Origin of the sequence: Paenibacillus sp. MZ04-78.2 (assembly GCF_024213375.1) — a bacterium.
Lineage (GTDB): Bacteria > Bacillota > Bacilli > Paenibacillales > NBRC-103111 > Paenibacillus_G.
This window is the reverse complement of record NZ_JANAVJ010000137.1, coordinates 1-572: the sequence shown is the minus strand read 5'-3', so window position 1 is coordinate 572 and position 572 is coordinate 1. Positions and strand designations below refer to the sequence as shown.

Below are 572 nucleotides of genomic sequence, written 5' to 3'. Positions count from 1 at the left end.
AGCCAGGTATCCAATGGCCTAGCATGCCTGCTGCTGCAAGGATTCAAGCCGATTTTTGATCTGCGAAAGTTGAGTTATTAAAAAAGTGTATAAATCTGCCCAGGGAAACTATTTAGCCAACCCCAGCTTTGAAAAAGGGATTGAAGATTGGGTCATAAATAACGGAAATGATGGAGCATCAGCAATAGATACGGCTTCAGCAATTAATGGGAAACAATCTTTGAAAGTAACCCGCGCTAGTGCAGGCGATCAGTTTCAATATGAAGGGCACAACTTCGGGACTTACATCGGGGGAAGGACATTTACTCTCTCAGCATTTGTTAAAACTAGGGGGATAACGGGAAAAGGCGTTCATTTGAGAATGTATTGGCAAGACGCGTCAGGGGCCTGGATATGGGATAATACAGAGTATTCTCCTGTTGTAGATGGGACAAAGGATTGGACCAAATTAACCGTTACCGGGACTGCACCCGCTGGTGCCCAAAGTGTAGTTGGACTAGTAGTCTCTCAATTCTAATAGTATAGATTGGATGAATGTGGTATAGTGATGCCAAAAAGAGGAATGACATATG

General features: G+C 43.5%; 1 protein-coding gene. It reads left to right on the top strand.

The annotated features are described in order from the left end of the window. The first annotated feature begins 85 nt into the window (after positions 1–85). Positions 86–517, top strand: a complete 432-nt coding sequence (locus tag NLX71_RS26400; RefSeq protein WP_254366774.1) for a carbohydrate binding domain-containing protein — start codon at positions 86–88, stop codon at positions 515–517. Positions 518–572 lie beyond the last annotated feature (55 nt).